Origin of the sequence: Sphingobium cupriresistens (genome assembly GCF_004152865.1) — a bacterium.
GTDB classification, from domain to species: domain Bacteria; phylum Pseudomonadota; class Alphaproteobacteria; order Sphingomonadales; family Sphingomonadaceae; genus Sphingobium; species Sphingobium cupriresistens.
Map to the genome: position 1 here is coordinate 49,140 of NZ_SEOO01000023.1, position 24,398 is coordinate 73,537.

A 24,398-nucleotide genomic window follows, 5' to 3' on the forward strand; every position below is an offset into this window, starting at 1 on the left:
CGCGCGCTTCCCCGCTAAAGCCCGCAGCATGTCCCGACTCGCGATCAAGATTTGTGGTCTGTCCACGCCCGAAACGGTGGGCGCGGCGGTCAGCGCCGGGGCGAGCCATATCGGGTTCGTCCATTTCACCAAAAGCCCGCGCCATGTGGAGGCCGACCAGATTCGCGGCCTGGCCGCCCATGCCCCGGCCCATATCGAAAGGGTCGCGGTCGTCGTCGATCCGACCGACGAGATGCTGGGCGAATTGGTCGGCGCCGGCGCCCTCACCGCGCTGCAATTGCATGGCAAGGAAAGCCCGCAGCGCGTCGCCGCCATCCGCGCGCGGTTCGGCCTGCCGGTGTGGAAGGCGATCGCGGTAAAGACCCGCGCCGACATCGATAGCGCCAGCGCTTATGTGGGCGCGGCCGACCTGTTGCTGTTCGATGCCAAGACGCCCGACGGCGCGGCGCTGCCCGGTGGCATGGGGCTTCGCTTCGACTGGACGCTGCTGCGCGGGTTGGCCATCCCGGCGCCATGGGGGCTTTCAGGGGGGCTTTCGAGCGACAATGTCGTCGAGGCGATCTGCATCAGCGGCGCGCGCCTGATCGATATTTCGTCCGGCGTCGAGAGCGCGCCGGGCATCAAGAGTGTGGACAAGATCATGGCCTTCTGCAAAGCGGTGTCCGCATGTTGACGCAGACATCCTTCGTGATGCGCATTGGACAACGATGGCGCTGATCGCTTCCCTTTCATCGAAGCGAACGCCCTATTTTGTCCCGGAAAGACTGACACCATGACCGACACACTGAGCTTGCCCAACAGCCTGCGATCGCAGCCCGACGCCAGCGGCCATTTCGGCGCGTTCGGCGGCCGCTACGTCGCCGAAACGCTGATGCCACTGATCCTGGAACTGGAGAAGGTCTACAAGACCGCCAAGGCCGATCCCGCCTTCGACGCCGAGTTCGCCGAATTGTTGCGTAGCTATGTCGGCCGCCCCAACCCACTTTATTATGCTGGGCGGCTGACCGAGGCGCTCCGCGCCAAGGCTCCCGCAGGCAAGGGCGCGAAAATCTACCTGAAGCGCGAAGAGTTGAACCATACCGGCGCGCACAAGATCAACAATTGCATCGGCCAGGCGCTGCTCGCCCGCCGCATGGGCAAGAAGAAAGTCATCGCCGAAACCGGTGCAGGCCAACACGGCGTCGCGACCGCGACCGTCGCCGCCCTGTTCGGCATGGAATGCAAGATCTTCATGGGCGCGAAGGATGTCGAGCGGCAGAAGCCCAACGTCTTCCGCATGAAGCTGCTGGGCGCGGAAGTCATCCCGGTTCATTCGGGGTCGTCCACGCTCAAGGATTCGATGAACGACGCCCTGCGCTACTGGGTGTCGAACGTGCATGATACTTTCTACATCATCGGCACGGCGGCCGGCCCGCACCCCTATCCCGAACTGGTCCGCGATTTCCAGTCGATCATCGGCAAGGAAACCCGTGCGCAGATCATGGAGGCTGAAGGTCGCCTGCCCGACATGCTCATCGCGCCGGTCGGTGGCGGCTCCAACGCCATCGGCCTGTTCCACCCCTTTCTGGACGACCCAGAAGTTGCGATGATCGGCGTGGAAGCGGCCGGCGAAGGGCTGGACGGGAAACACGCCGCCTCGCTGGCCGGCGGCGTGTCGGGCATCTTGCACGGCAACCGCACCTATCTGCTCCAGGACGAAGACGGCCAGATCACGGAAGCGCACAGCATTTCTGCTGGCCTAGACTATCCCGGCATCGGGCCGGAACATAGCTGGCTGCACGAGATCGGCCGGGTCCAATATATGCCGATCAAAGATGAAGAGGCGCTGACGAGCTTCCAGACGCTCAGCAAGCTGGAAGGAATCATCCCCGCGCTCGAATCCGCCCATGCGGTTGCCGCCGCCGAACAGATCGCACCGACGCTAAATGCCGACAAGATCATCGTCATCAACCTGTCGGGCCGGGGGGACAAGGATATCTTCACCGTCGCCGACGCGCTGGGAGTGGAGATGTGAATATGGACCGTCTGGCTTCCCGCTTCGCCGCTTGCAAGGCGCAGGGCCGCGCCGCGCTCATCACCTTCGTCACCGCTGGCGACCCTGATGTCGCATCGACCCCCGCCATCCTCGATGCGCTGGTCGCGGGCGGCGCAGACATCATCGAACTGGGGATGCCCTTCACCGATCCGATGGCTGATGGTCCGGCGATCGAACTGGCGAACCTGCGCAGCCTGGGGTCGGGCACGAAGACCAAGCATATCTTCGCCCTCGCCGCCGATTTCCGCGCGCGTCATGCCGACACGCCGATCGTCCTGATGGGCTATGCCAATCCGATGCTGATCCGCGGCGCCGACTGGTTCGCCGATCAGTGCAAGGCGGCTGGCGTCGATGGCGTGATCTGCGTCGATATCCCGCCGGAGGAAGACGCCGAGATCGGCCCTGCCCTGCGCGCAGCCGGCGTTCACCTCATCCGCTTGGCTACCCCCACGACCGACGCGGCGCGTCTGCCCGCGGTGCTCGATGGCGCCAGCGGCTTCCTCTACCATGTCTCGGTCGCGGGCATCACCGGCAAGCAGTCGGCGGCGCAGGCCAATATCGAAATCGCCGTCGATAAGCTGAAGGCCGCCACCGACCTGCCGGTCGCGGTCGGCTTTGGCGTACGCGGGCCGGAACAGGCTGCCGCCATCGGCCGGATCGCCGACGGCGTGGTCGTCGGCTCGGCCATCGTCGATATCATCGGGTCGCATGGCGACGCCGCCGCGCCCTTCGTCCAGGACTTCGTCGCCACGCTGCGCGACGCCCTTCATATTCGGGAGACCGCCGCATGAGCTGGATCAACCGCGTTCGCAACGCCCTGCCCTTCACCAAGAAGGAAACCACCGCCGAAACGCTGTGGCACAAATGCCCGTCCTGCAACGAGATGATCTTCATCAAGGAATGGGAAGAAAATCTGTCCGTATGCCCCCGCTGCGATCATCATGGCCGCATCGGCCCGTCGGAACGGTTCGAACATATATTGGACGCCGGCTTCATCCTGCTGCCGACGCCGCATGTGCAGGAAGACCCGCTTAAATTCCGGGATTCCAAACGCTATCCCGACCGGATCAAGGCTGCGCGCGCGGCGACCGGGGACCAGGACGCGCTCATCAACGCGCGCGGCGCGATCGACGATGTGCCGCTGGTGATGGGCGTACAAAATTTCGCCTTCATGGGCGGCTCCATGGGCATGGGCGTGGGCGCGGCCTTCATCCAGGGCGTCAACGATGCGATCGCCCATAAATGCCCCTATGTCATCTTTACCGCCGCCGGCGGCGCGCGGATGCAGGAGGGTATTCTCTCCCTGATGCAGATGCCGCGCGCGACCGTGGCGATCCAGAAGCTGCACGCGGCTGGCCTGCCCTATATCGTCGTGCTGACCGATCCGACCACCGGCGGCGTGACGGCCAGCTACGCCATGCTGGGCGATATCCAGATTTCCGAACCCAATGCCCTGATCGGCTTCGCGGGCCAGCGCGTGATCGAAAGCACGATCCGCGAAAAGCTGCCCGAAGGCTTCCAGCGCGCCGAATATCTGCTGGACCACGGCATGATCGACATGGTCGTCCATCGCGGCGAACTGCGCGACACGCTGGCGCGGGTGATCGGCTATCTGACTCCTCGCGCGGCGGATTGAAGCAGCGCTCGCGCTAAAGGGGGACGGGCGCGCCATGGCCGACCATGCGGTTTCGGACGATGCACAAGTGCAAGCGCAACTCGACCGGCTCTGGTCGCTCTCGCCCGGCGCGGACATATTGGGGCTGGAACGCATCACCCGACTGCTGGAGCGGCTGGGCGATCCGCACCGCGCCCTGCCACCGATCTTCCATGTCGCGGGCACCAACGGCAAGGGATCGACCTGCGCCTTCCTGCGCGCGGCGATGGAAGCGGACGGCAAGACGGTCCATGTCTTCACCTCCCCGCATCTCGTGCGCTTCAACGAACGCATCCGCGTGTCGGGCCAGCTCATTTCCGACGCGCTGCTCGCGCGTTATCTTGAACGGGTTCTTGATATCGCGGAAGGCGTCAACGCCAGCTTCTTCGAGGTAACGACGGCCGCCGCCTTCCTGGCTTTCGCCGAACATCCTGCGGACGCCTGCATCATCGAAGTGGGCCTGGGCGGCCGGCTCGACGCGACCAATGTCATCGTCGACCCGGCGGTATGCGGCATCGCCCAGCTCGGCATCGACCATCAAGCGTTTCTGGGCGACACGCTGACGCAGATTGCCGCGGAAAAGGCCGGCATCGCCAAGGCCGGCGCAGCGCTGGTGACGCAGCGCTATGCCGAATCGCTCTTCCCGGTGATGATGGACGCCGCCGCCCGCGCGTCCACCCGCTGGATCGGACAGGGCGATGGCTGGGACGCGGCCATCTATCGCGACCGGATGCATTATCGCGACGAGCAGGGTCGGCTGGAAACGCCTATACCACGGCTGGCCGGCGCGCATCAGGTGCAGAATGCCGCGCTCGCCTTCGCCATGCTGCGCCATCAAAGCGCGGTGCCCTTGTCCGAGGCTGCGCTGAAGGCCGCGCCGCTGTGGGCGCACTGGCCCGCGCGGTTGCAGCGGCTGGATCGGGGGCCGTTGCTGGACGCCCTGCCGCAGGATGCCACCGCCTGGCTCGATGGCGGGCATAATGCCGGCGCGGGCGAGGCGATCGGCGCTTTCTTCACCGCAGATCGGCTGGAGGGGCACAAGCTCCAGCTCGTCATCGGCATGTTGGCGAACAAGGAAGTGGACGCCTTCCTCGCCCCCTTCGCAGGTAAGATCGCCCATATCCATGCCCTGCCGGTGCCGGGCCACGACCATCACCCGCCCGCCCGCTTCGCGGCCATCGCCGCCCAATGGGGCGTCGGTTGCACCGCCCATGACGATGCGCGCCAGGCGATTGACAGCATCGCCGCGACGTGCGGGGCCTCCGGCGATACCGCGCCCAAGCTGCTGATCGGCGGTTCGCTCTATCTGGCCGGGGAAATTTTGCGACTGAACGAGCAATTGCCCGACTAATTACACTTGCGACTGACTCGCAATAGCGTAGAATGAGCCTCTGACCTATGCAGAAGGCGCGATTCTATGGCTTATGGAGAGACTTCCCCCCTCGACCTGCCCCGGCCCATTCCGGGCGGCTATGGCAATCGCCTGTTCCTGTTCGTGATGCGACGGATGGCGACCGCTGGGGTCAATGATGCCCACGCCGCCAATGCGATGCTAGGCGCGTTCGGCCGGAGCTATCGCCGCCCGCTGGTGCTGATGCGCGCGATGATGCTGGAACTGGCGCGCGCGTCGAGCCGCAAGATCCTGGTCGCCCCCTGTTGCTGCGCGCGCATGACCGCGGACGAGGCGCTGATGATGCAGGCGACGGGCGACGCGCTGCGCGATCCCAACGCTGCCTTTGGGCAGGTGAGCGCCTTGCTGGGCAACGATCATGCGCTGGGCGCGCTGACCTGCCTGCAGGCGGTGGCGCAGGCCCATAGCGACCTGGGCCGGCCGCTGGATCTCTACGCCGCGGGCTGATCGGCAGGGTCGATGGTCGCGGCGGTGCCGACGCTGGCGTCGATCAGGCCGGCGCGCATCATCAGCCAGAAGAGCAGGATGCCCGGCACCGCGAGCGCGGTCGTGAGCAGATAGAAATCGACATAGCCGAAGCGCTCGATCAGGCCGCCCGCCGTCGTGCCGGTCAGGAAGCGCCCGACGATGCTCGCCGCCGCCGAGATCAGCGCATATTGCGCGGCGGTGAAACGCAGGTCGCACAGGGCCGAGAAATAGGCGACCACGGTGACGCCGCCGATGCCGCTGGCGATATTTTCGAACCCGATCGCCCCGGCCATGCCCCAATTGCTCTTCCCCAACGCGGCCAGCGCGGCGAAGCTGAAATTGGACACGCCCATCAGGATAAGGCTGAACAGCACGGATCGCTTCATGCCCATGCGGGCATAGAGGATGCCGCCGATGAAGATGCCGATCAGATAGGCCCAGAAGCCGATGCCGACATCGTAGATGACGATCTCGTCATTGGTGTAGCCCATATCGTCGAACAAAAGCCGAAAGGTCAGGTTCGCCAGCGTGTCGCCGATCTTGTGCAGCAGGATGAAGAGCAGGACTAGGAGCGCGCCCTTGCGCCGGAAAAATTCGAGCAGCGGCCCGGTGATCGACGCCATCACCTCCCCCATGCCGCGCCGGACGACAGGATCGCGATGCCGTTCCGGTTCGCCGAGAATGAGGCCAGTCAGCATCGCTGGCAACGCAAAGGCGGCGCAGGCGAGATAGGCGCCTTGCCAGCCGACCCGAGCCGCGAGAATCAGCGCTAGAGAACCGGCCGCCACCGATCCGATGCGCCAGCCATATTGCGACATGCCCGATCCGACGCCCAGTTGTTCGGGCTTGAGCGTTTCGATGCGATAGGCGTCGATGACGATGTCGTAAGTCGCGCCCGCCGCCCCGACAAGAATGGCGGCATAGGCGGTCTGCAAGAGACTGGACGTCGGATCGACCAGCGCCAGATTGGCGACCGCCGCCATGACCAGAGCGCCCGCCAGCAGCAGCCAGGACACGCGCTGCCCCAGCCGCCCGATGATCGGCAGCCGCACGCCATCGACCACCCAGGCCCATAGCCATTTGAGATTATAGACGAGGAACGCCAGGGTGAAGGCGGTAACGGCCTTCTTGTCGATGCCGTCCTGCGCCAGACGCGTGGTCAGCGTCGCGCCGATCATCGCATAAGGAAAGCCTGACGAGACGCCCAGGAAAAAGGCCGCCAGCGGCGCCTTTTCGACATAGGGTTTCACGGCGTCGAGCCAGCTGCTGCGGCCCTCTATGGCGTCGGTCATTTTGGCGTGCGTCCCCGGTGGCGTCGAATTGCGCGCCACCATATGGCCTGATCGCCGCCAGGCAAGCGTCCTGTGCGCCGATCAGCCCGCGGGCGCGAACAGGCTGAGCCCCGGCGGCAGCTTGGGCCGCCTTGCGCCGCGCAACTGCGCATCGACGACGCCGATCGCCGCGACCAGATCGCGCGGCGCATAGGGCTTGGCGAGGCAGCCCACCGCCAGAGCGCGCGCCTCCATCGGGCAGCGGGCGGTGACGAACAGGACCGGCAGGCCCAGCGCTCCAGCGTGACGGGCGACGTCGATGCCGGTCTTCTCGCCATGCAGGGCGACGTCGGCGATCACCAGGTCCACGCCGCCGCTGTCCATGACCCGCACCGCATGGTCATGATCGTCCACCGTCGCCGCTATCCGGTAGCCCGCCTGCTCCAGCGCATGTTCGTTATCGAAGGCGACCAGCGCCTCATCCTCCACCACCAGCACGGTGCGGATCGCCTTACGGCGCGACAGGTGCGCGCCTCCCTCTTTCACCAGCCCGAAAAACATTTGCCGATCCGCCCTGATTCCGCCATGCACCCGATGAAACGCCGCGCCCCCGCACCGGGTTGCCTGCTGGGAGGCATAGCCCCCTCGCCCAAGCGCCGGAGCGGCACATTTCAGCCTGTTGCTGGCTTTGCACCCATATGGGAAGTGCCAGTGCCCATGAAAAGGAACCCGCCCTTGGAACCGCCGAAAAAATCAGGACCGCCCCGCAGGGCAGGACCAGGCGGCCCGAAACGTCCCGCCGGCCCCGGCCGGAGCGGATCGGGCGGGCGTCCCGGCGCGCCCACTGGACGTGGCGCTGCGCCGCGTCAGGGGGATGGGCGACAGGATGACGGGCGGCGGAGCGAGAGCCGCCGGGGCGACGCCAAGCCGCGTTTCGAGAAGAAGGACGATAGCCGGACGGATCGGCCGAGCGGCGGCAGGACTCGCCCCGATCGGGCCAAGGCCGACGGCGCACCATCGCGCCCTGCACGCAGCGCGGGGCCACGCGACACCATCGACAAGCCGCGCTCCCCCCGCAACGAAGGCGAACGGACTGATCGTCCCCGGACGGATCGGGGTCGGCCTGATCGCGCCCGACCCGATCGCGCAGGGGGCGATGCGCCTCGCTTCGGCGCCGCCAAATCCTATCCGCCGCGCAAGCCGCGGGTCAAGGGCGCTGCGCCGGTCCATGCCGCCAATCCGCACCCGGCCCGCGCCGCGGCGGCGAGCGACGGCAAGGGCGAGCCGCAGCGCATCGCCAAGCTGCTGGCCCGCGCCGGGGTCGCTTCCCGCCGCGAAATCGAGCGGATGATCGAGGAAGGGCGCGTTTCCAAGGACGGCGTGGTGATCGATACGCCCGCGACGCTGCTGACATCGCTGCATGGCGTGACCGTCGATGAGGTGGCGATCGCGGCGCCCGCGCCGATGCGCCTGTTCCTGTTCCACAAGCCGACCGGCTTCCTGACCACCGAGCGCGATCCGGCGGGGCGGCCGACCATCTATGACCGGCTGCCGCCGGACCTGCCACGGCTGATGCCGATCGGCCGGCTGGACATGAATACCGAAGGCCTGCTGCTGATGACCACCGATGGCGGTTTCAAGCGCGAGATGGAACTGCCCGCGACCGGCGTGCCGCGCACCTATCGCGCCCGCGCCTTTGGCGAGGTGAGCCAGCAGCAGTTGGAGGATCTGTTCGATGGGCTGGAGATTGACGGCATCCGCTATGGCGCGATCGAGGCCAATCTGGAGCGGCGCACCGGGCGCAACCAGTGGATTGAAATGACCCTGACCGAAGGCAAGAACCGGGAAGTGCGCCGCGTGCTCGAACATCTGGACCTGAAGGTCAACCGGCTGATCCGCACCAGCTATGGCCCCTTCTATCTGGGCGACCTGCCGGTCGGCGCGGTGGAGGAGGTGCGGGAGCATGACCTGGCGCTGTTCCGCAAAAGCCTGAAGGACCTGAAATGAGGATCATTTCGGGCCAATGGCGCGGACGACCGCTGAACGCGCCCAAGGGCGACGCCACCCGGCCTACGGCGGACCGAACGCGCGAGGCGCTGTTTTCGATGCTGACCAGCCGGCTGGGATCGTTCGAGGGGCTGGCCGTGGGCGATTTCTTCGCCGGATCGGGTGCGCTGGGTTTTGAGGCGCTGTCGCGCGGCGCGGCCTCCTGCCTGTTCGTCGAGCAGGACAAGCCGGCGCTGGACGCGATCCGCGCCAATGGCGACCGGCTGGGCATCCGTCCTGACATCCGGCCGTCCAGCGTGCTGTCGCTGGGGTCGGCGGCCAAGCCGCTCGACCTCATCTTCATGGACCCGCCCTATGGCACCGGCGCAGGCCAGGTTGCGCTCGACAAGCTGGGACGGCTGGGCTGGACCAATGCCGCGAGCTGGATCAGCATCGAAACCGACAGGCGCGAGGATGTGGTCGTGAAGGGTTTTACCATCGACACGGTCCGCGATTGCGGCAAGGCGCGGATCACGCTGCTGCGGATGGACGACTGACGCGATCGTCCGGCCGGTCAGGCTGTGAGCAGGCCTGACCACCCTTCTTTCGTTTCGAACGAAATGGGATCAGGCCGCCGCTGCATAGGCTTCGGCCTCCTGCGCGATCAATATGTCGGCCAGAAACTGATAGGCTTCGCCCCATGCCGCCAGCACCGCGTCGGTGGCGACCTGCTCGCCCAGCACGTCGCGGATGGCGGGAAGTAGCGCGGCCGCGACCTTGGGATAATGTTCGGGCTTCACGCCGGTATCGACATGACGCGCCACCATGCGCGCCACCGCGCCGCCCAGCACCTCCAGCCGGTCGATATTCTCCGCATAGCCCAGGATCGCCGCAGCCAGCCGCCTGGGCTGCTCGCCGCTATCCTGCGCCGCCTGATCGAACATCGCCTTCACTTCGGCATCCTGGAACAGGCGGGCATACATGGCGGTGGTGATCGCCACGCCGTGCTGGCGCAGCGCCGGGCCGGTGGATTTCACGATGGCGATGGTGTGCGGAGACAGCGAGTTGGACATCTGATTGACCTTTTCCTGAGTCGATAAGATGCATTTAATTTACGCCTTTAAAGGAGTAAATAGAATATATGTTTGAAGCGCGACCCCGCGCCGGTATCGGATGACGCCATGCAATTGACCCGTCACACCGACTATGCGCTGCGCGTGCTGATCCACCTCGCCGTAGCGCCGACGGGACGGGCGACGATTCCGGAGATCGCCGACGCCTATGGGCTGTCGCGCAATCATTTGATGAAGGTGGTGCACCATCTCGCGCAGGGCGGCTTCATTACCACCCGGCGCGGGCGCGGCGGAGGCTTCGCGCTGGCGGGGACGCCGGAAGACATGCGCATCGGTGCGGTGGTCCGGCATAGCGAGCCGGACATGAAAATGGCGGACTGCGCAAATTGCGCGATCCGCCGGGCTTGTGGCCTGACCGCCATATTGGCGGAGGCCACCGGCGCGTTCATGGCCGTGCTCGATCGCTATAGCCTGGCCGATGCGGCGCGCGATCGGGGCGGGCTGGCGGCGTTGATCGCCGCCCTGCCCGCGCCGACGCCGGCGGTCAGCGACGCTTGCGCATCTTCCCGGCCTCGCCCGGATTGACGCAACTGTCCTGGACCGTGCGAGAGCAGCGCGGATAGTCCTTCGCCTCTGTCGGCGGCGGCATCATGTTGCCGCCGACCGTCACCGGATTGGCGGAGGAGCCGACTGGGGCGGCCGGGTTATTGGGCACGCCCGCGGGCGCGGGGACCATGCCGGGGTCCGCCGGGACCGCGCCTGTCGGCTGGCCGGCATTGGGATCGCTTTGAGGCGGGGTCGCAGGCATGGCGGGGCTGGCCGGTGCGGCAGGCGCGGGCGGGGTCGACATGCCCGGATCGCCGGGCGTCGCGGGGGCTGCAGGCTCGGCGGGGGCGGACGGCGGCGTGGCCGTCGGATCGGCGGGTGCGGGCGCATCGGCGGGCGGTGGCGTCATGGCGTCACCGGGCGGTTGGCTGCTTGGCGCTGGCGTGTCCTGCGCGACGGCTATGCCGCCCAAAGTGGTGAAGCTCAGCATCGCGACGCCGGCCAGCATGATGGATTTCATCGGGATCATCCTTTCCTATATTCTTCGACCCGCAGGTCGCCCGCTTCTGAGACGGACAGCCGAAGAACCGGCTTTGGGACATCCCCGTTCCGCAGCCGCGACCAAATGTGGCCCAGGCGCGGCCAGATGAACCGAACGGGGGGTTAGGGACCGTCGGGATAGCGATCATATTTCGGCAGTTCGTGCGCCGTCGCCATCCATGGCACGGCGTCGGCCATCTGGACATGCCCCTCCGGCGGCAGCGCCGCGGCATCGTCCAGCGTAGCACTCTGGATGTCGATCGCGCCGGGGAAGATGACCGGATTGGTATAGAACAGACCAGTGCCGCATGTGCCGCAGAAATGCCGGGTCGCATTGTCGGACGACTGGTAGCGGACGGGATCGCCGATGATCGTCACGGCGTCTTGCGGGAACAGCGCCCAGCCCACCATCGGCGCGCCGGCACTGGCGCGGCAGTCGCTGCAATGGCAGATGGCGCTATAGGCCGGTTCGCCGGTCGCTTCATAGCGTATCGCCCCACATTGGCATCGTCCCGTCACCATCCGCTTGCTCCCTTGCATGATTCGCCTTTTGTTCTCATAGAAGCCCAGTCACCGCAAGAGGCGCGCCCCTTGCCCCCGATCCACCCCATGCCTAGTTGTCCAGCCATGACAGTCCCTGCCCCCTCCCCCAATGATCCGCCCTATCTCGACGGGCTCAATCCGCCCCAGCGGGAGGCTGTGCTGACGACCGAGGGGCCGGTGCTGGTGCTGGCGGGTGCGGGCACCGGCAAGACGGCGGCGCTGACCGCCCGGCTGGCGCATCTGATCGGCACGCGCCGGGCCTGGCCGTCCGAGATATTGGCGGTGACCTTCACCAACAAGGCTGCGCGCGAGATGCGGGCGCGGGTCGGCCGGATGATCGGCGACGCGGTGGAGGGGATGCCCTGGCTCGGCACCTTCCACGCGATCGCGGCGAAGATGCTGCGCCGTCATGCCGAACTGGTCGGGCTGCAATCCAATTTCACCATCCTCGATACCGACGATCAGTTGCGGCTGCTCAAGCAGCTCATCCAGGCCGAGGGCGTCGATGAAAAGCGCTGGCCGGCGCGGCAACTGGCCGGGCTGATCGACCAGTGGAAGAATAAGGGCTGGACCCCGGAGGATGTCGGCGCGGGCGAGGCGGAAGGCTATGCCCATGGCAAGGGGCAGAAGCTCTATGCCGATTATCAGGCGCGCTTACGTCAAGTGAATGCCTGTGATTTCGGTGACTTGCTGCTGCATGTTCTGACGATATTGAAGAAGCATCGCGACGTGCTGGCGCAATATCAGGAGCGGTTCCGCTATATCATGGTGGACGAATATCAGGACACCAATAGCAGCCAGTATCTGTGGCTGCGGCTGCTGGCGCAGACGCGCAAAAATCTGTGCTGCGTGGGCGACGACGACCAGTCCATCTATTCATGGCGCGGCGCGGAAGTCGCCAATATCCTGCGGTTCGAAAAGGATTTTCCGGGCGCGACGATCATCCGGCTGGAGCAGAATTATCGCTCCACGCCGCACATATTGGGCGCGGCGTCCGGGGTGATCGCCGAAAATGGCAATCGCCTCGGCAAGACGCTGTGGACCGACATCGACGTGGGCGAAAAGGTGCAGGTCATCGGCGTGTGGGACGGGCCGGAGGAAGCGCGGCGGGTCGGCGACGAGATCGAAGCGGTCCAGCGGAGCGGCGGATCGCTGGACGAGGTCGCCATCCTGGTCCGCGCCCAGCACCAGACTCGCGAGTTCGAAGATCGCTTCATCCAGATCGGCCTGCCCTATCGCATTGTCGGCGGCTTCCGTTTCTACGAGCGCGCCGAAATCCGCGACGCGCTGGCCTATTTGCGGCTGGTCAACCAGCCCGCCGACGACCTGGCGTTCGAGCGGATCGTCAATGTGCCCAAGCGCGGGCTGGGCGACAAGGCGGTGGAGAAATTGCACCGACTGGCGCGGGCGGAGGGCATACCACTGGCGCTGGCGGCCGCGCGCATCCTCGACACCGACGAACTGACCCCGCAGGCGCGGCGATCGCTGGGCAGTTTCATCGGCGATCTGGCGCGCTGGCGCGACCGGGCGACGCAATTGCCCCATGCCGAACTGGCGCGGCAGATATTGGACGAGAGCGGCTACACCGCGATGCTACAGGCCGAACGTACGACCGAGAGCGCGGGGCGGCTGGAAAATCTGTCCGAACTGGCCCGTGCGATGGAGGAATATGAGACGCTGGGCGCGTTTCTGGAGCATGTCAGCCTCGTCATGGACAATGAGGCGCAGGCGGAGTCCGCCAAGATCACGATCATGACCATCCATGCCGCCAAAGGGCTGGAATATGACACCACATTCCTGGTGGGGTGGGAGGAAGGCGTCTTCCCGTCGCAGCGGGCGCTGGACGAAGGCGGGCTCAACAGTCTGGAGGAGGAACGGCGGCTCGCCTATGTCGCGATCACGCGCGCACGCAAGCGCTGCACCATCATCCATGCCGCCAATCGCCGCATCTATGGCCAGTGGACCAGCAGCATCCCGTCGCGCTTCGTGGGCGAATTGCCGCCCGAACATGTCGAATCGGAAAGCAGCATGAGCGGCGGCGCGTCGCTATGGCGCGCCAACTGGTCGGAACGCGACGACCCCTTCGCCAATGTCGCGCGGGGCAGCGGTCGGGGTCCGGGCTGGCAGCGCGCGCAGACGAGCGGCCAATTCAGCCGGGAGCCGGTGCGGATCGTGGAGGCGCGGTCATCCGCCGTATCTCTGGGCAACAAGGGTCGCGACGACATGCGCGTGGGCCTGCGCATATTTCACCAGAAATTCGGTTACGGCACCGTCGCGGAGATCGAGGGCAACAAGTTGGAGATCGATTTCGAGACGGCCGGGCGCAAGCGCGTGATGGACAGCTTCGTTCAGCCCGCCTGAGGGCGATGGACGTCTGTCGTGGCGGACCTCGTCGGGTGCGCCAGGATGCTGGCGGACAGGAGGGCGCTGACGTCGCGCGCGAAGCCTTCGATGACCGCGACCGTCGCGGGATCGCTGATCAGGCGCGGCATGGGATCGATCGCGCAGAGCGTGCCGTAGAAGCTGCCGTCCGCCAGGATGACCGGGAAGGACACATAGCTTTTGAAGCCGTAGAAGATCGGGACGGGATGCTTCTGCCACGCGATATCGGCATCGACATGGTCGATGACCACATAATTTTCGGTCTGGCGGATTTCCTTGCAGATCGTCATCTGCATATCCAGTTCCGCGCCAGGCTCCAGACCGAAGGCGATCTTGTCGAGCACCTGGCAGGCGATCCAGCGATCCTCGGTCACGCGCGCCACCGCCGCAAAGCCCATATGCGTCACATCGCATAGCTGCGTCAGGATGGCGCGAATCGCGTCGTCGTCGCCCTGTTCGGCGGCCTGGATGGCCAATTCGTCCTTCATGTCGCAGCGATGGCAGGAAAAATCCGCCTTGACGAGTCTCGCGCGCAATGAACGAGCAACATCGGGATATAGGAATGAGGGGACGCCCCTCGCTTGCGCTCAGGCATTTTTCGGGAAAATGTCCCCGGACATTGTCATGTTCCGAAAAATTGGTGGAGCCTAGCGGGATCGAACCGCTGACCTCCTGCATGCCATGCAGGCGCTCTCCCAGCTGAGCTAAGGCCCCATCATGCGCGGCCGGGCCGCAATCATATGGTCAGACCATGTCCGGCAATGCCGTCGGCCGTCTATATTTCCTGGCAAGTCGGCTGCGCCTCCCGGAGGATGGACGCCCCTCACTTGCGCTCAGGCATTTTTCGGGAAAATGTCCCCATGGGCATTTTCCTGTTCCGAAAAATTGGTGGAGCCTAGCGGGATCGAACCGCTGACCTCCTGCATGCCATGCAGGCGCTCTCCCAGCTGAGCTAAGGCCCCGTCACCAATGAAGCGCCGTTGGGTCCGGCGCCTTGGAGGTCGCTGCCATTAGGTGGCGGCAATCCCATTGGCAAGAACAAATTTCAGTTAATTGTCGTCGCTGTCGTCATCGGTCGCGGCATCGACGCCCAGATCATCGTCGCCGCCCAGATCGACATCATTGTCCGGCGAATCGTCGTCGTCATCGACGTCGATGTCCAGATCGTCGTCGGCCGTTTCCAACTCGCCGTCGGCGGTCTCGATCACCTTCTTGGGCGCCGCTTCCTCATAAGGCAGCGGCTGCTTCGACTTTAGCACAGGCTCAGGTTCCCAGGCGCTGCCGCAATTGATGCAGGTTACCGGATCATCCTTGCCCAGGTCGTAGAAGCGAGTCGCACATTTCGGGCAAGTCCGCTTCGTGCCCCATTCAGCCTTCACCATGTCCGGCCTGTTCCTTTATTCGATGCTCTAACAGATACTCACACGGCACAACGCTTGTTGCCCGCGAAACGTGGCGCGCCTTGCCATAGCAGGATCGCGCTGTCAAAAGCCGGGCGCATTTTTTCGGTTCCAGGATAATGGATACCCCGTGACCCATATAGACGACCAGCCCACCCCGATGACCTTCGCCGCCGCGCCGCCGCTGGCGGGCAGCGTGACCGTGCCGGGCGACAAGAGCATTTCCCACCGATCGCTGATGCTGTCGGCGCTGGCGATCGGACATAGCCGGGTCGAAGGGCTGCTGGAAGGCGAAGATGTGCTGGCCACCGCCGCTGCGATGCGGGCGATGGGCGCGACCATCGAGCGTGATGCCGATGGCGTCTGGCATATCCATGGCGTGGGCGTTGGCGGGTTGCTCCAGCCGGAGACGGCGCTGGACATGGGCAATAGCGGCACCTCCACGCGCCTGTTGATGGGGCTGCTGGCCAGCCATGACCTGACCGCGACCTTCGTGGGCGACGCATCGCTCAGCAAGCGCCCTATGGCGCGCGTGACCGGGCCATTGTCGCGCATGGGGGCCAGCTTCACGAGCAGTCCGGGTGATCGATTGCCGCTGACGATGAAGGGCGCCTGCCCCGCTGTGCCGCTCGACTATCGGCTGCCCGTCGCATCGGCGCAGGTCAAGTCGGCGATCCTGCTGGCGGGCCTCAACACGCCGGGCATCACCCGCGTCGTCGAACCGATCCCGACCCGCGACCATAGCGAACGGATGCTCAAAGGGTTCGGCGCGGACCTGACTGTGGAGGTAGAAGCGGACGGCACCCGGATCATCACCTTGGTCGGCGAGGCGGAATTGCAGCCGCAAAATATCGTCGTGCCCGGCGACCCCTCCTCCGCCGCCTTCCCTATGGTCGCCGCGCTGCTGGTGCCCGGATCGCAGGTGACGATCGCCAATGTGGGCCTCAACGCGACGCGCGCCGGCCTTATCGACCTGCTGCGCGAAATGGGCGGATCGATCGAGATCATCAATGCGCGCGAAGTCGGCGGCGAGCCGGTCGGCGACCTGATCGTCACCGCATCGACGCTCAAAGGCGTGGAGCCGGACCCGGCGCGCGCGCCCAGCATGATCGACGAATATCCGGTCGCTTTCATCGCCGCCGCCCTGGCGGAAGGGCGCAGCGTCTTCCGCGGGCTGGAGGAACTGCGAGTCAAGGAATCGGACCGCATCGCCACGATGGCGCAGGGGCTGCGCGCGATCGGCGTGCGCGTCGAGGAACTTGAGGACGGCATCGTCATCGAAGGCAGCGGCGGCGCGATGCTGACCGGCGGCGGACCGATCGCGACCCGGCTGGACCATCGCATCGCGATGAGCTTCGCGGTCGCGGGCCTCGTGTCGAAGGATGGCGTCACCATCGACGACATGCGGCCGGTGGCGACCAGCTTCCCGACCTTCGTGCCGCTGCTCAGGCAATTGGGAGTAATCGCATGACATTCGATCTGGCTAACGTCGTCGGGCTGATCGGCAGCGCGCTGATGGTCGTCGCCTATGCCTATAGCAATATGGCGCGCACCCTGAATTTCGTCATTTTCAACCTGATGAACCTGGCAGGCGCGCTGCTGCTTATCTGGTCGTTGACGGTGCATTTCAATCTGGCGTCGATGGCGCTCGAAGTGGTCTGGGCGGCGATCGCGCTGCTCGGACTGGGCAACGCGCTGAGGAAGAAACAGCCATGATCATCGCCGTCGACGGACCCGCTGCATCGGGCAAGGGCACCATCGCCAAGGCGCTGGGCCGCCATTATGGGTTGCCGGTGCTGGACACCGGCCTGCTGTATCGCGCGGTCGGCCTGTCGGTACTGAAAGCCGGCGGCGATCCCGATCAGGAGACGGATGCGCTGGCTGCGGCCGGATTCGATGATGCGATTCTGGCCGATCCTGCGTTGCGGAGCGAAGCGGTCGGCTCCCTCGCCTCGCGCGTGTCCGTGCATCAGAGCGTGCGCGACGCGCTGGTCCAGCGGCAGCGCGATTTCGCCACCCAACCGGGCGGCGCCATCCTGGACGGGCGCGATATCGGCACGGTGATCGCGCCCGACGCCGACGCCAAGATCTTCGTGACGGCCAGCGTCCATGTGCGTGCAGAACGCCGGTTCAAGGACGCGCTCAGCCAGGGCGGGCACCCGGACATGGATAGCCTGATCGCCGACATCCAGGCCCGCGACACGCGCGACACGAGCCGCGACCATGCCCCACTTAAAGTCGCACAAGGCGCAGACTTGCTAGATACGAGCGATTTGACTATAGACGCGGCCGTCCAGCGGGCGATTGCGCTTGTGGACGCCCAGCTTGAAGGTCGCTCCAGAAGTTGACCCGTCAAGGCGCGCGGTTGTTCCGGGCGCCCTTTTCGCTTTTCAAGGCAGCGCGTTCACAATCCTCTAACGCGCGGGATATGTTCAGAATATTCGGTTCTGAACATGTTTTGGCCAAAGACCATCGGATACAACCGGTTGGCCAGCAATGACGAGTGAAGGACTAACCATGGCCTCTACGGCATTTCCCACGCGCGACGATTTCGCCGCGCTTCTCAATGATTCTCTCGGTGGTGAAGACGGCGGCTTTGAAGGCCGCGTCGTCAAGGGCACCGTTACCGCCATCGAAAACGACTTGGCCGTCATCGACGTAGGTCTGAAGTCCGAAGGCCGCGTGCCGCTGCGCGAATTCGCAGCGCCAGGCCAGAAGGCTGACCTGAAGGTCGGCGACGAAGTCGAAGTCTATGTCGACCGCGTCGAAAACGCCCATGGCGAAGCCATGCTGTCGCGTGACCGCGCCCGCCGCGAAGCCGCCTGGGACAAGCTGGAAGCCGAGTTCACCGAAAGCGCGCGCGTCGAAGGCGTCATCTTCGGCCGCGTCAAGGGCGGCTTCACCGTCGACCTGGACGGCGCCGTGGCGTTCCTGCCCGGTTCGCAGGTCGACATTCGCCCGGTGCGCGACGTCACCCCGCTGATGGACATTCCGCAGCCTTTCCAGATCCTCAAGATGGATCGCCGCCGCGGCAACATCGTCGTGTCGCGTCGCGCCATCCTGGAAGAAACCCGCGCCGAACAGCGCAGCGGCCTGATCCAGACCCTGGCCGAAGGCCAGATCATCGAAGGCGTCGTCAAGAACATCACCGACTATGGTGCGTTCGTTGACCTGGGCGGCATCGACGGCCTGCTGCACGTCACCGACCTGTCGTACAAGCGCATCAACCATCCCAATGAGATGATCAACATCGGCGACACCGTTCGCGTGCAGATCATCCGCATCAACCGCGACACGCAGCGCATCTCGCTCGGCATGAAGCAGTTGGAGAGTGATCCGTGGGAAGGCGCCGCCGCCAAATATCCGATCGGCGCCAAGCTGTCGGGCCGGGTCACGAACATCACCGAATATGGCGCGTTCGTCGAACTGGAGCCGGGCATCGAAGGCCTGGTCCATGTCAGCGAAATGTCCTGGACCAAGAAGAACGTCCACCCCGGCAAGATCGTGTCGACCAGCCAGGAAGTCGAAGTTCTGGTTCTGGAAGTCGATCCCGAAAAGCGCCGCATCAGCCTTGGCCTCAAGCAGGCCCAGAGCAATCCGTGGGACAGCTTCGCCGAACGTCACCCGATCGGTTCGACCGTCGAGGGCGAAGTCAAGAATGCGACCGAGTTCGGCCTGTTTATCGGCCTGGACGGCGACGTCGACGGCATGGTCCACATGTCCGACATCGCCTGGGGCATTTCGGGCGAAGACGCGCTGGCGCTGCACCGCAAGGGTGAGGCCGTTTCGGCCGTCGTTCTCGACATCGACGTCGAGAAGGAGCGCATCAGCCTGGGCATGAAGCAGCTTGAGCGTGGCGGCCCGGCCGCTGGCGGCACCGCTGCTGCGGCTGCCGGCCTCAACAAGAACGCGATCGTCACCGTGACCGTTCTGGAAGTCCGCGACGGCGGCCTGGAAGTCCAGGCTGGCGAAGACGGCGCAGCCGGCTTCATCAAGCGCAGCGACCTGGGTCGCGACCGCGACGAGCAGCGTTCGGAACGCTTCCAGATCGGCCAGAAGTTCGACGCCATGGTGACCGGTTTCGACCGCGCCAAGAAGCCGACCTTCTCGGTCAAGGCGATGCAGATCGCCGAAGAGAAGCAGGCAGTCGCACAATATGGTTCGTCCGACAGCGGCGCGTCGCTGGGCGACATCCTGGGCGAAGCGCTCAAGGCGAAGAGCGAAGGCTAAGCCTTCCTGTCCTTCGACAAATGAAAAAGCCCGCCGGACCCATGTCCGGCGGGCTTTTTCATGTCCATGATGCCATCGTCCTTTTGGAAACGTAACGATCTTGATGTTGCCCGATTGTCAACGCCTTGCGGAACCTCTATGCAGGACATGGGGCACGGCAGAGGGGCGCTGGAGAACCAATGATCCGTTCGGAACTGATCCAGAAGCTGGCCGAGGAAAATCCGGGACTCAGCCTGCCGGAAGTGGAAAAGATCGTCGATCTCTTCTTCAGGGAAATTGTCGACCGGCTTTCCACCGGCGGCCGCGTGGAACTGCGCGGATTCGGTGCTTTCACCACGCGCGCACGCGACGCGCGCACCGGGCGCAACCCGCGCACCGGGGAACAGGTGCCGGTATCCGCCAAGCGGGTGCCCTATTTCAAGCCGGGCAAGGAAATGCGCGAACGGTTGAACGGCAAGGACGACGTCTGAGTCCATCCATCGTGTCGATCCATGGCTTGACCTGCCGCGCGCCAGCCGTCAGGGGAGGCGCTGTCCAACGGCATTATGGGCGGACGTGGCGAAATCGGTAGACGCAGCGGACTTAAAAGCCCGTATTTTCCTTGATTTTTCCTAGTTTTCTGCCATTTTTAATGGGTTCAATGACTAGCACATAGCTAGCACATTTTAGCGCAGTTGGAGGCGCTACCCATGGCAGAGGCAGTTCATGAAATCCTTGGCGGAAAGGTTCAGCTTTTCCAGCGTCCCAACAGCAAGCGGTGGCATTGCCGCGCTAGCATTGGCGGCGCGCAGCACCGCCACAGCACCAAACAAGTTTCCCTCGCCCAAGCGAAGGACGTTGCCGAGGACTGGTATCTCACCCTTGCGGGCAAGGCCGCACGCGGGGAGATCAAAGCCGGAAAAACCTTCAAATATGCTGCTGAGCGCTTCATGGTGGAGTTCAAGGTTCTGACAGAGGGCCAGCGCAGCCCACTCTATGTTCGTCGTCACGAAGAACGACTCAACCTCTACCTAGTCCCCTTTTTCGGGAACAAGGTGTTGTCCGAAATCACATCCGGCATGGTTCAGGACTACCGAATCGACCGCATAACCAAGGGCAGCTTCACAAAACCAAAGGCCGATGAGTCGACCGACCTGACGAAGCGCCGACGTAATGGCAAAGCCCCTTCACGCAGCACGCTTCATCAGGAAATGGTCTGCCTCCGCCAAGTGCTGAAATTCTCTCGCCGCCACGGCTGGCTTGAACTCCTGCCTGACCTTTCAGACCCCTACCGTGCTTCTAGCAAAGTGTCGCATCGGGCGTGGTTCTCTCCCGCCGAATATCAGACACTCTACGAAGCAGCACGCGAGCGGGCGGCAAATCCTAAAAAAGAACGCTGGCGCACCGCCTGTGAAGACCTGCTGGATTACATCCTTTTTATGGCGAACACGGGGTTACGCCCCGATGAGGCAAAGCGAATAGAGATTCGGGACATTGAGATTGTTCAGGATGGCCCGAAGCGCGAGCGGATTCTGCACATCGCCGTCCGTGGCAAGCGCGGCACCGGCTGGGCCAAGTCCATGCCCGGAGCCGTGCACCCGTTCACACGAATGAAGGAACGCCACAATCTCCAGCCCTCCGACCTCATCTTCCCCACCCTCCAGCGCGAGTTGTTCAATACGCTGCTGGACGAACTGGATATGAAGAAGGATCGCGAAGGCAATGCCCGAACCTTTTACAGCCTACGGCATACCTATATCTCGACCCGACTATTGGAGGGGGCAGACATCTACCAAATCGCCAAAAACTGCCGCACCAGCGTCGAAATGATTGAAAAGCACTACGCTGCCCACATCAAGGACATGATTGACGCAGCATCAGTTAACATCCGTAGGCCGAAGCCCCGAAGATAACGGGATTGAGGACAACCGACATATCTCGCTTGGCTATCCTCGTTCCCCCGACTATAGATGCGCTCGGTTGAGCGGGCGTGGCGAAATTGGTAGACGCAACGGACTTAGACCATTGAGTGCGCGTGGGGAAACCCGCGATGTAGAACTGCTCAAATTCGGGGAAACCTTTCAAATGGCAATCCCGAGCCAAGCCCGGAAGGCTAGCTTTCCGGGAAGGTGTAGAGACTAGACGGGCAGCACCTACCCTCCGGCTTGCCGGAGCAAGGTGAAGGGATAGTCCAGACCACAAACGCCCCTTCGGGTGGCGGCGAAAGCCGTAGTTGGTAAGAAAATTCGTCGGGCTTGGCCCATGGGGGTTCGATCCCCCCCGCCCGCACCACTATTCTACCGGGTATGGCCCCAAGGCTTCTGAACAGAAGCGGGGCCATGCCAATAGTGGAGGATAGGTAGAGCCGAACGGCCTCCCCTCCACGTCGCGAAATGCCGGAGGAACCGCAGGCATGCTGGCCATCAGTCGCACCGAACGGGGCGCGGCCATCGCCACAGGTCAACAAACGCCTACTTTATATTTATTCAAGGCGCGCAGTAAGCTGCCCACCGGAAACCCTGCCAACCTCAATCCATATCCGACAGCCAGTCTTCCCGGCCATGACGGACACGCAGAATTAGAATGCCGCCATCGGCCTGCACATCATAAAAAATCAGATGCGATTGAAAGCGGTGCGCCCGCACGGGCGGGTTCAATTCGTGGCGCAATCGCGCCGAATTGGGGTTCTCCGCCAGAAAATCGAAGCTGCGAATCAGTCCGTCACGATAGGCAAGCGCTTGTGCCACGCCAAACGCTTCCACTGTGTAGGCCGCGATATGCGCGAGATCACGCTCTGCCGCCCCTGACAACTGGTAGGACGACATCAATTCCCCTGCGCGAGCGCTACCGCATCGGCAAAAATTTCATCGACGCTGCGAGCGCTGATGCCACTGGTGCGGCCTTCATCAATGAGCGCCTGCATCGCCGCTATCTTCGCTGCGCGCTCCTGATCGCGGCGTATCAAGTCGCGAACGTAATCGCTGGCATTACTGTAACGCCCTGTTTCCGCTTGGCCTTCCACCCAATGCTTCATCGGGTCGGGCAAGGAAATGTTCATCGTCGCCATGGGGCATAGCCTCCTTATCACCATGCCATTCTATTAAATTGGCAAAGTTTGTCAATTTTTCTAAAACCGCGACGGCCTTCTTACGGATTCCGCCGCAAGGAGGTAATCAGTTGCGCTATCGCCGCGACAAGTTGGGCAAAGGTGTTGATCGCAAGCAGGATGGTGGTGGTCGTCATGGATTCCTCCCCGGTTCGTCCCGCACGGCATTGCGCGTGAATGCGGTGGAAGCCGCCCATCCGCCTCGCGCCATCGACACAGGCCGCTAAGCGCCGCCCCAGCGGGCCAGTGCTGCACATCAGGAAGCTTGGAGCCTTTTCATGGTGCGCGCATGGGCGACACACCCGTCACCCTCGCGCCAGCCCGGAAGAACCGGGAAGCCATACGACCCCATCCATCTGCTACGCCATCAATCAAATATTAACCAATTTTTAGCGATTTCTGCGCTATGCTGGCGGTAGTTCACCCGCGCGCGACAGGTACTCTATAGCCGCCGATTTTACAGTTTCAGAGCATGGTCATCCGCCGCAGGCGGATGACCGGCTGGCTAGCCAGCGCAACGCCTTGTCGGCCCAACTGGACGGGCCGCGTTCGGAATTAGCTACCGTCTTGGCTGACTTGATCCGCAACGGCGTTCCGGCCGCCTTGGTGCAATCGCAACTGGCGGCCATCAGCCAACTTCAACAGCAAATCAACGTGGCCGACGCTTCCACCCTCGCAGCCATGCCCGCTGCCGTAGCGGGCATGGTGGCCGATGTGCTGGCCACCGCCCAGCAAGGCGGGGCCGCTGTTAGCGGGGCCGAAGCCGCCGAGGGCGCGGATATTGCAAGCCTTGCCGCTACCAGCCGCGCTACCGTGAACCGCACCATGCAGGGCATGAAGGATTTTGACCTGACCTTCGCCAGTGCCGAAGACGAAGCGGCCTATCGCCGCCGCGAAGCCGAACGCCTTGCCCTCATCGAGGCCGAGCAGAAGAAAGGCACGCCCGAAGGCGATCTCAACGCAGCGGGTGCGGCTGTGGGCCAGATGGCCGATGCCGCCGCCCATGGCGCGGCCGCCGATCCGCGTTTCCAGCAGCGCTGGGAAGCATTGATGGATAGTACCGAAAAGCTGCGCGCGCAGATCATCCGCGAAGGTGGCGACGTGTCGAAGTTCGATGCGCGCCTGCGCGAAGATTTACGTCAGATCATGAAATCCAAGGGCAAGACCGATGCCGAGATCGACGCCTTGCTGGCGGCCCATCCCGACAATCCGATGGACGCCATGAAAGCCTTTGTGGCTGAGCAAAAGGGCGCGCTCACCGAGCGGGATGGGACTGTCAGGATTTCCGTGTGCGGCCGGGCGGTTGATCATCAGGCCGCCATGGCTCTGATGAAACGTTCGCCGAAGATCACGGCAAATTGCGCCTTCGCCATGGTCCACTCACGTGGTGGCATCTTCCACTCTTTCTCCGACCGATTCAAGATCAGATAGAGCAGCTTGGTGGCGGCCTCGTCGCTTGGGAAGTGTCCCCTGGCCCTGACAGCCCGCCTGAGCTTCGAGTTCAAAGCTTCGATCGCGTTCGTGGTGTAGATGATCCGGCGGACCTCGTCGGGGAAGGCAAAAAACGGGATCACCTCGCCCCAGGCGCGCCGCCAGCTCTGGCCGATGGCGGGGTAGCGCTGCCCCCAAGGACCAGCCTCAAATGCCGTCAGCGCCTTTTCGGCGGCGTCCGCGTCGGTGGCACGGTAAATCTCCTTGAGCGCGCTGGCGAGGTTCTTGCGGTCCTTCCAGGAGACGAAGTCCATCGAGTTGCGCAGCAGGTGAACGATGCAGG

The 24,398-nt window shown here is 64.1% G+C and carries 26 protein-coding genes and 2 tRNA genes; 16 read left to right on the forward strand and 12 right to left on the reverse strand.

The genetic code is table 11. The features are described 5' to 3' along the window. The first annotated feature begins 28 nt into the window (after positions 1 to 28). The 6 genes from EWH12_RS14190 (at position 29) to EWH12_RS14215 (ending at position 5,547) form a co-directional block, all read left to right on the forward strand. Positions 29 to 673, forward strand: coding sequence for a phosphoribosylanthranilate isomerase (locus EWH12_RS14190; RefSeq protein WP_129926998.1), 645 nt, complete (start codon positions 29 to 31; stop codon positions 671 to 673). A gap of 99 nt (positions 674 to 772) precedes the next feature. Continuing rightward, positions 773 to 2,014 (forward strand): tryptophan synthase subunit beta, encoded by a 1,242-nt coding sequence (gene trpB / locus EWH12_RS14195; RefSeq protein WP_066605409.1) that lies wholly within the window; start codon positions 773 to 775, stop codon positions 2,012 to 2,014. A 2-nt stretch (positions 2,015 to 2,016) separates the two neighbouring features. Beyond that, positions 2,017 to 2,826: a tryptophan synthase subunit alpha gene (gene trpA, locus EWH12_RS14200; RefSeq protein WP_066602910.1), complete on the forward strand. Its 810-nt coding sequence runs from the start codon at positions 2,017 to 2,019 to the stop codon at positions 2,824 to 2,826. Further along, positions 2,823 to 3,671 (forward strand): acetyl-CoA carboxylase, carboxyltransferase subunit beta, encoded by an 849-nt coding sequence (accD, locus tag EWH12_RS14205; RefSeq protein ID WP_066602911.1) that lies wholly within the window; start codon positions 2,823 to 2,825, stop codon positions 3,669 to 3,671. Before trpA ends, accD begins: the two co-directional genes overlap by 4 nt. 34 nt (positions 3,672 to 3,705) lie before the next feature. After that, positions 3,706 to 5,040, forward strand: a complete 1,335-nt coding sequence (locus tag EWH12_RS14210; RefSeq protein ID WP_129926999.1) for a bifunctional folylpolyglutamate synthase/dihydrofolate synthase — start codon at positions 3,706 to 3,708, stop codon at positions 5,038 to 5,040. Positions 5,041 to 5,106: 66 nt separating this feature from the next. After that, the gene (locus EWH12_RS14215) at positions 5,107 to 5,547 is read left to right on the forward strand and encodes a DUF6628 family protein (RefSeq protein ID WP_129927000.1); all 441 of its coding nucleotides are present in this window, start codon (positions 5,107 to 5,109) and stop codon (positions 5,545 to 5,547) included. Here EWH12_RS14215 and EWH12_RS14220 read toward each other — a convergent pair. After that, positions 5,532 to 6,860: an AmpG family muropeptide MFS transporter gene (locus tag EWH12_RS14220; RefSeq protein WP_129927001.1), complete on the reverse strand. Its 1,329-nt coding sequence runs from the start codon at positions 6,858 to 6,860 to the stop codon at positions 5,532 to 5,534. The two genes, EWH12_RS14215 and EWH12_RS14220, sit on opposite strands and share 16 nt — an antisense overlap. 81 nt (positions 6,861 to 6,941) lie before the next feature. After that, the gene (locus tag EWH12_RS14225; protein ID WP_129927002.1) at positions 6,942 to 7,400 is read right to left on the reverse strand and encodes a response regulator; all 459 of its coding nucleotides are present in this window, start codon (positions 7,398 to 7,400) and stop codon (positions 6,942 to 6,944) included. Between the two features lie 492 nt (positions 7,401 to 7,892). Between EWH12_RS14225 and EWH12_RS14235 the strand changes: the two genes are divergently transcribed. Both EWH12_RS14235 and rsmD read left to right on the forward strand, forming a co-directional pair. Then, entirely contained in the window at positions 7,893 to 8,846 is a 954-nt protein-coding gene (locus tag EWH12_RS14235) for a pseudouridine synthase (protein WP_129927023.1), read from the forward strand. Next, entirely contained in the window at positions 8,843 to 9,382 is a 540-nt protein-coding gene (gene rsmD / locus EWH12_RS14240; protein WP_129927003.1) for a 16S rRNA (guanine(966)-N(2))-methyltransferase RsmD, read from the forward strand. The genes EWH12_RS14235 and rsmD overlap by 4 nt, the downstream gene beginning before the upstream one ends. A 69-nt stretch (positions 9,383 to 9,451) precedes the next feature. On the opposite strand, the gene EWH12_RS14245 is transcribed toward rsmD, so the two are convergent. Continuing rightward, entirely contained in the window at positions 9,452 to 9,898 is a 447-nt protein-coding gene (locus tag EWH12_RS14245) for a globin domain-containing protein (protein ID WP_066602923.1), read from the reverse strand. A gap of 108 nt (positions 9,899 to 10,006) precedes the next feature. Here EWH12_RS14245 and EWH12_RS14250 point away from each other — a divergent pair, with 108 nt between their 5' ends. Beyond that, complete coding sequence (locus tag EWH12_RS14250) at positions 10,007 to 10,483, forward strand: RrF2 family transcriptional regulator (protein ID WP_129927004.1); 477 nt, start codon at positions 10,007 to 10,009, stop codon at positions 10,481 to 10,483. On the opposite strand, the gene EWH12_RS14255 is transcribed toward EWH12_RS14250, so the two are convergent. After that, on the reverse strand, positions 10,443 to 10,964 hold the full coding sequence (locus EWH12_RS14255) for a Fe-S oxidoreductase (RefSeq protein ID WP_129927005.1): 522 nt from the start codon (positions 10,962 to 10,964) through the stop codon (positions 10,443 to 10,445). The two genes, EWH12_RS14250 and EWH12_RS14255, sit on opposite strands and share 41 nt — an antisense overlap. A 143-nt stretch (positions 10,965 to 11,107) precedes the next feature. Beyond that, positions 11,108 to 11,506, reverse strand: coding sequence for a GFA family protein (locus EWH12_RS14260; RefSeq protein ID WP_066602926.1), 399 nt, complete (start codon positions 11,504 to 11,506; stop codon positions 11,108 to 11,110). Positions 11,507 to 11,611: 105 nt separating this feature from the next. On the opposite strand from EWH12_RS14260, the gene EWH12_RS14265 reads away from it, so the two are divergent. Then, positions 11,612 to 13,888 (forward strand): ATP-dependent helicase, encoded by a 2,277-nt coding sequence (locus tag EWH12_RS14265; protein WP_129927006.1) that lies wholly within the window; start codon positions 11,612 to 11,614, stop codon positions 13,886 to 13,888. On the opposite strand, the gene EWH12_RS14270 is transcribed toward EWH12_RS14265, so the two are convergent. The 4 genes from EWH12_RS14270 to EWH12_RS14285 form a co-directional block, all read right to left on the reverse strand. After that, a complete protein-coding gene (locus tag EWH12_RS14270) occupies positions 13,876 to 14,397 on the reverse strand; it encodes a GAF domain-containing protein (protein ID WP_129927007.1) in 522 nt (173 codons plus the stop codon). The two genes, EWH12_RS14265 and EWH12_RS14270, sit on opposite strands and share 13 nt — an antisense overlap. 150 nt (positions 14,398 to 14,547) lie before the next feature. Then, positions 14,548 to 14,623 (reverse strand) — tRNA-Ala (locus EWH12_RS14275). Between the two features lie 172 nt (positions 14,624 to 14,795). After that, a tRNA-Ala gene (locus tag EWH12_RS14280) sits at positions 14,796 to 14,871 on the reverse strand. A gap of 87 nt (positions 14,872 to 14,958) precedes the next feature. Further along, on the reverse strand, positions 14,959 to 15,291 hold the full coding sequence (locus EWH12_RS14285; RefSeq protein ID WP_066602936.1) for a TIGR02300 family protein: 333 nt from the start codon (positions 15,289 to 15,291) through the stop codon (positions 14,959 to 14,961). Positions 15,292 to 15,439: 148 nt separating this feature from the next. On the opposite strand from EWH12_RS14285, the gene aroA reads away from it, so the two are divergent. From aroA to EWH12_RS14315, 6 genes are all read left to right on the forward strand, one after another. Continuing rightward, positions 15,440 to 16,780, forward strand: a complete 1,341-nt coding sequence (gene aroA / locus EWH12_RS14290; protein ID WP_129927008.1) for a 3-phosphoshikimate 1-carboxyvinyltransferase — start codon at positions 15,440 to 15,442, stop codon at positions 16,778 to 16,780. Then, positions 16,777 to 17,025 carry a CBU_0592 family membrane protein gene (locus EWH12_RS14295; RefSeq protein ID WP_066602941.1) on the forward strand — a complete coding sequence of 83 codons (249 nt, stop codon included), beginning with the start codon at positions 16,777 to 16,779 and terminating at the stop codon, positions 17,023 to 17,025. Before aroA ends, EWH12_RS14295 begins: the two co-directional genes overlap by 4 nt. Then, positions 17,022 to 17,657, forward strand: a complete 636-nt coding sequence (gene cmk, locus EWH12_RS14300) for a (d)CMP kinase (RefSeq protein WP_129927009.1) — start codon at positions 17,022 to 17,024, stop codon at positions 17,655 to 17,657. Before EWH12_RS14295 ends, cmk begins: the two co-directional genes overlap by 4 nt. Positions 17,658 to 17,826: 169 nt before the next feature. Beyond that, positions 17,827 to 19,539 carry a 30S ribosomal protein S1 gene (gene rpsA / locus EWH12_RS14305; RefSeq protein ID WP_066602946.1) on the forward strand — a complete coding sequence of 571 codons (1,713 nt, stop codon included), beginning with the start codon at positions 17,827 to 17,829 and terminating at the stop codon, positions 19,537 to 19,539. 179 nt (positions 19,540 to 19,718) lie between these two features. Continuing rightward, on the forward strand, positions 19,719 to 20,009 hold the full coding sequence (locus EWH12_RS14310; protein WP_066602948.1) for an integration host factor subunit beta: 291 nt from the start codon (positions 19,719 to 19,721) through the stop codon (positions 20,007 to 20,009). Between the two features lie 219 nt (positions 20,010 to 20,228). Further along, the gene (locus tag EWH12_RS14315; RefSeq protein WP_129927010.1) at positions 20,229 to 21,431 is read left to right on the forward strand and encodes a tyrosine-type recombinase/integrase; all 1,203 of its coding nucleotides are present in this window, start codon (positions 20,229 to 20,231) and stop codon (positions 21,429 to 21,431) included. Between the two features lie 615 nt (positions 21,432 to 22,046). On the opposite strand, the gene EWH12_RS14320 is transcribed toward EWH12_RS14315, so the two are convergent. The 3 genes from EWH12_RS14320 to EWH12_RS14340 all read right to left on the reverse strand — a co-directional run. After that, positions 22,047 to 22,343, reverse strand: a complete 297-nt coding sequence (locus EWH12_RS14320; RefSeq protein WP_129927011.1) for a type II toxin-antitoxin system RelE/ParE family toxin — start codon at positions 22,341 to 22,343, stop codon at positions 22,047 to 22,049. Then, positions 22,343 to 22,585, reverse strand: coding sequence for a type II toxin-antitoxin system ParD family antitoxin (locus tag EWH12_RS14325; RefSeq protein WP_129927012.1), 243 nt, complete (start codon positions 22,583 to 22,585; stop codon positions 22,343 to 22,345). Before EWH12_RS14325 ends, EWH12_RS14320 begins: the two co-directional genes overlap by 1 nt. A 1,349-nt stretch (positions 22,586 to 23,934) precedes the next feature. Further along, a partial coding sequence (locus tag EWH12_RS14340; RefSeq protein WP_010338288.1) for an IS256 family transposase occupies positions 23,935 to 24,398 on the reverse strand: 464 nt, incomplete at its 5' end.